Here is a 6632-nt window from a genome sequence, read left to right as displayed (position 1 = left end):
AAGGCCATCGAATATCTCAAGCCATCCCAAGTTCAGGCGCTGGAACTGACCGAGCCGCTGTTCGCCGCGTTGCTGGCGTTTGTGGCGCTCAATGAAGTACCGCGCGAAAGCCTGTTCGCGGGGGCGGCACTGATCATCGTCGGCCTGTGTTTTTCCAATGAACTGATCCGCTTGGGCAGCAAAGCATCCGTCCCTTCGACCGAGTGAGCTATTTTCGGATCCTGATTGCTTTAGCAATCAGTGGTTTTTAAGTGTTTTGAGCGAGTGACCGTATCCATCCCATTGCTTCTGGCCGAAAGCAGCTCGCCATAAAATTTGTAATTGACCATCGTTAGTCCCCCCCACAACGCTTGCTCATCGAAGGACATCAAATCTCTGCTCAGTATCGCCGCTCGCCAACCCTTTCAACTTGATCTCAGCCAACGGATGCCCGGCCTTCAAGGCAATACGCCAAAACCGCGCCGCTTCCACCGGATCCGGCGCCTTGCTCGGTGTCCCCGCAAGGCAGATCACGCCCACCTGATACGCCGCCTTGCCATCCCCCGCCAACGCCGCCAGGCGCAGTAATCGCAGGCCTTCCTCGCGAGCCCCAAGTCCGACGCCGCGAAAGGTCAGGATGTGGCCGTAGAAGCTTTGGGCGCCGACGTCCCCCAGGTTCGCCATGCGCGCGAACTGGCCTTCGAGCCAGCGCCAACCTCGCGGCTGGCGCACAAACCACGACCAGTGGAACAACCGGCGGGCCAGCCAGTAACCGGCCCGCGCCTTGAGTCGCAGAAACACTCAGGCTTCCGCCGACTCGGGCTCGGGGTACTCGTATTCGAACACCCGCACCACTTCCGAGGCGTGCCAAGACGCGGCAGCCACGCCGTCGGACGGTCCGGAGAAGCGCCCGAGGCGTTCGACACATTCGAAGAACCCGGTGCGCGGCAAGCGGCTCGCGCCTTGGCTGATCACCAGCGAGCTGCGCAGCGGCTGCTCGGCCCTGGCATCCAGCGCGGCCAGGTGCTCAAGGGCGGCGGTCAGGGTTTGCATGGCGGGCGTGGGTAGCTGCAATCGCTCCAGCAATGCCCGATAAGTCAAAAGATGGCGCTGACGACGCGCCTGATCCAGTTCCCCCAGCAATCCGTCCCAATGTTGACGACTGATGCGTACGCTCACGATTCATCCCTCCATCCCGGCACCGTCAATTCCCAGGCGAGGCTGCGGCGAATAGCAGCGTCGGGTTGACGCTCACCGCTTTCGATCAAGGCGAGATATGACGGGCTGATGCCTACCGTGCGGGCAAGCGCCTCAATGGCGATGCCCTTCCCTTCGCGCAAACTGCGTAGTTGATCCAGACCTGGAAGAATCGGGTCTGGTGCCGCCACGGGACGCTCTGTGGTGTCGCGTGATGGTTGTTGCTTGATGCCTGCTGCTTTCAATAGAGCCTGATACTGAGCCCATGGCAGAACCGCATATTCTGGTTCGCCTTCGCGTGTAATTATCTGAATATCCATGACTACCCCGTAGGACAACGACACGTAGCGAGTCGGCACTTTTCCTTAGAAGTGTAATCCTAACAGCGGCCAAGGTCGCGGGGGGTATGAATATGGATGCTCCTGAATCGGTTCAGTTTTTTTTCGGGCCCTGAAGTTGCAGTTGTTCCGGGGTATCGGGCAGGCGTTCGACCACCGCGAGTTTTTCCGGCGCCTGACGCTTGCGCCAGGCGCGGAAGGCATTGAGTTCGTCATCGAGGACTTTCATCAACCAGGCCAGCACGGCAATGTCGTCGAGCATGCCGAACATCGGGATAAAATCCGGAATCGCATCCACCGGGCTCAGGAAATACATCAGCCCCGCCACCACCGAGATCAGTGCTTTGGGGCTGATGGCCCGGTACTCGCCACGCCAGTAGGCCAGACACAGTGCCTGCAACAAGCGCAGATCGTCCTTGAGCTTGCCCAGACGATTGCCCTGGCTGGCACCTTTGCTGGCCACGGCGAACAGCAGAGTCGGCAAACGACCACGGGCGAGCAGGCGTCCGGCCAGTGGCAGGAAACGAGCAAAACTCCAGGGCATTTTCATCATTTTCTCCCACTGAAATGTTATCCACACAAATTGTGGATAACCTTGTGAACAGAGCTGCATTTCACCGCTGTAAGCCCCGTTTCATATGGGCCTGACTTAGATCGGGCGTTTTTTACTCACATAAAAAAACCCAAGTTTTCATTGACTTGGCGCCCCGGCCCGTCTAACTCGGGCGGCCTCACTGGCTATGACTCCAGCGTACCGTATCCGTTCGTTGTGTTTACCTTCACCGAACGCCAGATGCAACAACGCCCCGCATAAGCGAGGCGTTGTTTTCAGAGCAGACGCGGATTACTTGGCGGCGTCTTGTTTGGCTGGATCCTTGATGCCCAGCAGCTCCAGGTCGAATACCAGCACCGAGTTGGCTGGAATCGCCGGGCTTGGGCTTTGGGCGCCGTAAGCCAGCTCGCTAGGGATGTACAGTTTGTACTTCTCGCCAACGTGCATCAGTTGCAGGCCTTCGACCCACCCCGGAATCACACCGCCGACCGGCAGATCGATCGGGCTGCCGCGCTCGACGGAACTGTCGAAAACGGTGCCGTTGGTCAGTTTACCGGTGTAGTGAACAGTCACCACGTCGGTCGGCTTTGGTTGTGCGCCATCAGCCTTCTGGACCACTTCGTATTGCAGGCCGGAAGCCGTGGTGACGACACCGGCTTTCTTGCCATTCTCTTCGAGGAATTTCTTGCCGGCGGCTGCCGACTCTTCGCTCATCTTGGCCAAACGCTCTTCGGCACGCTTCTGCAGTGCTGCGAAGGCTTCAACCAGTTCCTCATCCTTCAGTTTCTGCTCTTTCTTGCCGATGGCATCTTCGATGCCTTGGGCTACGGCTTTGGAATCCAGGTCATCCATGCCTTCCTGAGCCAGACTTTTGCCCATGTTCAGGCCAATGCCATAGGAAGCTTTTTGCGCCGGGGTTTTCAGCTCTACGCTGGTCTGCGAATCACAGCCCGCCAGTACCAGGCCTACCAGGGCCACCGCCGCCGCCAACCGATGCTGTTTCATGCTATTTCCTTGTTCATGCGCCTAAAGGGCAATCGAGTAAAGCCGCGAGCTTATCAGGCGGCCACGACCAATGGCTACCGGCATGAGAGCAGGAAATTTCCGATAAGTTCAGGTGTTTAAACGCATTTGGGGGTTAGACGAATGAAGCTTCTGTCATCTGGCTCCCACAGACTTGGATACCGGATCCCACAGCGTCTGGCGTAATGGCCTCTTGCTGCACTTCATCAGCTGAGGCATAAGAGAGCTACAAATTGACAAGGATGTTTATCTTGCGCCTTATATTCCGCTTGCTAACGCTAATCGCAGTACTGTTGGGGCTGGGCCTCGCCGTGGTGCTGTACTATGTCGCCAACCCAAAATTGCCGGCCTGGTCACCGGCGCAACAGGTGCATTACCTGGAGCAATGGAACGCCGCAGACCGCCAGGCCTATTACTTCACGCCTCAAGGCACACAGGTCAAAGGCTTGCGCTATGACTGGTTCAACGCCCTCGAACTGCCCTTCTCGCAAAAACGATTCGCCGCTCCCGAATACCTCGCGCGCTTTGGTTTTCTGATCGACCCAAGCCAGAAAGCCACGCCGACCAATCCTGGTAACCTGCCCGTCGGTTTTGCCCGTCATCAAAACCCTGGCAGCCAGGAAGAGTTTCTGGACATCACCTGCGCCGCCTGCCACACCGGCGAATTGCGCTTCAATGGCCAGGCCGTGCGCATCGACGGCGGCTCGGCCCAGCATGTGTTGCCGTCCAGCGTCCCGACCCTGCGCGGCGGCAGCTTCGGCCAAGCACTGGTGGCCAGCCTCGCCTCGACTTATTACAACCCGTGGAAATTCGAACGTTTCGCGCGCAATGTTTTGGGTCAGGACTACGACGCACGGCATCAACAGCTACGTCAGGATTTTAAAGTTTCACTCGATACCTTCTTGAAAGTGGCCTGGAACGATACCCATCGCGGGCTCTACCCCACCGAAGAAGGCCCTGGCCGCACCGACGCCTTCGGGCGCATTGCCAATGCCAGCTTTGGCGACGCCATTTCTCCCGCCAACTACCGCGTGGCCAACGCGCCGGTGGACTACCCGCAATTGTGGGATATGTGGACCTTCGACTGGGTCCAGTGGAACGGTTCGGCGCAGCAACCGATGGCGCGCAATATCGGCGAGGCCTTGGGCGTGGGCGCTACGCTGAATTTCTTCGACAGCAACGGGCAGCCCCTCAAGGGCGACGAACGCTACCCGTCCAGCGTCCGGGTCCGTGATTTGCACCGGATCGAGCAAACCCTGCAACGACTCAAGCCACCCGCCTGGCCAGAAGCCCTGCTAGGCACTATCGACAAGCCCCTGGCCGTAAAAGGCCGCGCTCTATTCGCTGAAAACTGCGCCGGATGCCACGTACCCCGTGTCACCCAAAGCGACGGCAGACCGGTGCAACATCTGAAATTACTGCCCGTGGAGTTCATTGGCACCGACCCTGGCGCCGCCAACAATATCGCCGACCATCGATTCGATCTGACAGCCTTGCAGTGGGATCCGGCAGAACTGGCGCAACTGGACGTACAACTGCATCCCAAACCAACGGAGCCATTGGATTTGAGCCAGTTGTCAGTGGCCAAGGGGCTGGCCTACGTCACTGCTTTCGTGGGGAACCAGGCTTACCGTGCAGCCAATGTGACACCCGCGGAGCGCCCGAACCTGGACGGTTTCGGCCTGCCTATCGGTGTCCAGGAATTGCGCAGCTATAAAGCCCGACCATTGGCGGGTGTCTGGGCCACACCGCCGTTTCTGCACAACGGTTCGGTGCCGAGCATTTATCAACTGCTCTCGCCCCAGGCTGAACGCGCAACGACATTCTACAAGGGCACCTTCGAATACGACCCCAAACACCTGGGCTATCGCACCGAAGCCTTCACCAATGGATTTGTGTTCGACACGCGCATCACCGGCAACCACAACAGCGGCCACGAATTCCGCGCAGGCGAGCGCGGCAACGGCGTGATCGGTCGCCTGCTGCAACCGCAGGAGCGCTGGGCGCTGCTGGAATACCTGAAAGTGTTGGGCGGCCCGCTGGAGTCGCAATTGCCAGACCACCTCATCAGCCAAAAGGATTGACCCATGCTGATCACTCTCTGGCTGCGCCTGGGTGCCTTCCTCGGCAAAACCCTGCTGTGGTTGTTGGGTCTGGGGTTGCTCGGCTGGGCACTGGCCACGGCATGGTCCACCTGGCAGCACCGCGGTCCGGTATCGGCTGAAGAACTGATTCCGGACGGCGAAGCGGCGATGACCCGGGACATCATCCAGACGGCCGTACGGATCGTCGATCAACACCGCGAAAGCACCCGCTACCTGCGCGATGCCCATGCCAAGGCCCATGGCTGTGTGAAAGCCGAGGTTCAGGTGCTGCCGGATCTGGCGACGGCGTTGCGTCAAGGCGTGTTCAGCGAACCCGGCAGAACCTGGCAAGCGACGGTGCGACTGTCCAATGGCAATGCGTATCCGCAGTTCGACAGTATCCGTGATGCCCGGGGCATGGCGATCAAGTTGTTCGATGTGCCTGGCAAACAGTTGCTGAGTGACCGGCAAGGGCGCAGCGAACAGGATTTCGTGATGTTCAACCATCCGAATTTCTTCGTCAGCGATGTCGCCGAATATCGTCAGAATGTGGCCGCTCAGGCAGACGGCAAAAAGGTGATGGCATTCTTCCCGGGTTGGGACCCGCGCACCTGGCAGGTTCGCCATCTGTTTATTGCGCTGGCGACACTCTCCCCTGCCCCGGCGAGCCCGACCCAGACCACCTACTTTTCGGTTTCGCCGTACAAGTTTGGTGAAGCCAACGCCAAATTCCGGGTGATCCCGGATCCTGATAACTGCCCGGCCTACACGTTGCCCACGCAAAATCAAAACCTGCCGAATTTTCTGCGCAGTGCGTTGAACCAGCAGTTGTCGACTGATCGGGTGCCGGCCTGTTTCGCTTTGCAGATCCAGCGTCAGGATCCGGACCAGTACATGCCGATCGAAGACACCAGCATCGAGTGGCGTGAACGCGACGCGCCCTTCGAAACCGTGGCCCGAATCAAGCTGCCTGCCCAGGATTTCGACACTCCGGCGCAGAACCTGCAGTGCGACAACCTGTCGTTCAACCCATGGTTCGGCCTTGAAGCCCACCGGCCGATTGGTGGGATCAACCGGTTGCGTAAAGCGGTGTACGAAGCCGTGAGCGACTACCGACACAGCCGCAATGCCGAAAAATAAGCAAGGTAGAAACGAAAAAAGCGACCCGTGCAGGTCGCTTTTTCAACGGAGGGTCAGCACAAAGCCAAATCCCGGACAGCAAAAAGCCCGCATTAAGCGGGCTTTCCGTGGTGATCTGGCGTTCAGTGTTCCAGATACCGAATATGGCGCAGCGGACGGGACTCGAACCCGCGACCCCCGGCGTGACAGGCCGGTATTCTAACCGACTGAACTACCGCTGCGCGTAGCGTTGAAAGTAAGTGGTGGGTGATGACGGGATCGAACCGCCGACATTCTGCTTGTAAGGCAGACGCTCTCCCAGCTGAGCTAATCACCCTT

8 protein-coding genes and 2 tRNA genes are annotated in these 6632 nt (G+C 58.9%); 3 read left to right on the top strand and 7 right to left on the bottom strand.

Going from position 1 to position 6632, the window contains the following annotated elements:
- Positions 1-207, top strand: a 207-nt coding sequence (locus HCU66_RS26455; RefSeq protein WP_205891324.1) for an EamA family transporter, incomplete at its 5' end; no start/stop codon positions are given.
- Between the two features lie 147 nt (positions 208-354).
- Here the strand turns inward: HCU66_RS26455 and HCU66_RS26450 are convergent.
- The 5 genes from HCU66_RS26450 to HCU66_RS26430 form a co-directional block, all read right to left on the bottom strand.
- Positions 355-780 (bottom strand): SEL1-like repeat protein, encoded by a 426-nt coding sequence (locus HCU66_RS26450; RefSeq protein ID WP_205891323.1) that lies wholly within the window; start codon positions 778-780, stop codon positions 355-357.
- Positions 781-1158 (bottom strand): hypothetical protein, encoded by a 378-nt coding sequence (locus tag HCU66_RS26445; protein WP_205891322.1) that lies wholly within the window; start codon positions 1156-1158, stop codon positions 781-783.
- Positions 1155-1496 carry a helix-turn-helix domain-containing protein gene (locus tag HCU66_RS26440; RefSeq protein WP_205891321.1) on the bottom strand — a complete coding sequence of 114 codons (342 nt, stop codon included), beginning with the start codon at positions 1494-1496 and terminating at the stop codon, positions 1155-1157. The genes HCU66_RS26445 and HCU66_RS26440 overlap by 4 nt, the downstream gene beginning before the upstream one ends.
- 112 nt (positions 1497-1608) lie before the next feature.
- Positions 1609-2064, bottom strand: a complete 456-nt coding sequence (locus tag HCU66_RS26435) for a YkvA family protein (protein ID WP_205891320.1) — start codon at positions 2062-2064, stop codon at positions 1609-1611.
- 294 nt (positions 2065-2358) lie between these two features.
- A complete protein-coding gene (locus HCU66_RS26430) occupies positions 2359-3072 on the bottom strand; it encodes a BamJ family beta-barrel-assembly machinery protein (RefSeq protein WP_205891319.1) in 714 nt (237 codons plus the stop codon).
- Between the two features lie 269 nt (positions 3073-3341).
- Here HCU66_RS26430 and HCU66_RS26425 point away from each other — a divergent pair, with 269 nt between their 5' ends.
- Both HCU66_RS26425 and HCU66_RS26420 read left to right on the top strand, forming a co-directional pair.
- A complete protein-coding gene (locus tag HCU66_RS26425) occupies positions 3342-5174 on the top strand; it encodes a di-heme-cytochrome C peroxidase (RefSeq protein WP_205891318.1) in 1833 nt (610 codons plus the stop codon).
- A gap of 3 nt (positions 5175-5177) precedes the next feature.
- Positions 5178-6314, top strand: coding sequence for a catalase family protein (locus HCU66_RS26420; protein ID WP_205891317.1), 1137 nt, complete (start codon positions 5178-5180; stop codon positions 6312-6314).
- Positions 6315-6458: 144 nt separating this feature from the next.
- Here the strand turns inward: HCU66_RS26420 and HCU66_RS26415 are convergent.
- Positions 6459-6535 (bottom strand) — tRNA-Asp (locus HCU66_RS26415).
- 19 nt (positions 6536-6554) lie between these two features.
- Positions 6555-6630: transfer RNA gene (locus HCU66_RS26410), tRNA-Val, on the bottom strand.
- Positions 6631-6632 lie beyond the last annotated feature (2 nt).

This window comes from Pseudomonas frederiksbergensis (genome assembly GCF_017114915.1).
Taxonomy (GTDB): Bacteria; Pseudomonadota; Gammaproteobacteria; order Pseudomonadales; family Pseudomonadaceae; genus Aquipseudomonas; species Aquipseudomonas frederiksbergensis_I.
Note: the sequence above shows the minus strand (reverse complement) of the source record. Positions and strands in the feature narration are given on the sequence as shown.

Bases quoted from the DNA above. Each gene is read 5' to 3' on its own strand.
- HCU66_RS26440 (WP_205891321.1), bottom strand. From the start codon at position 1,496: ATGGATATTCAGATAATTACACGCGAAGGCGAACCAGAATATGCGGTT.
- HCU66_RS26435 (WP_205891320.1), bottom strand. From the start codon at position 2,064: ATGAAAATGCCCTGGAGTTTTGCTCGTTTCCTGCCACTGGCCGGACGC.
- HCU66_RS26430 (WP_205891319.1), bottom strand. From the start codon at position 3,072: ATGAAACAGCATCGGTTGGCGGCGGCGGTGGCCCTGGTAGGCCTGGTA.
- HCU66_RS26420 (WP_205891317.1), top strand. From the start codon at position 5,178: ATGCTGATCACTCTCTGGCTGCGCCTGGGTGCCTTCCTCGGCAAAACC.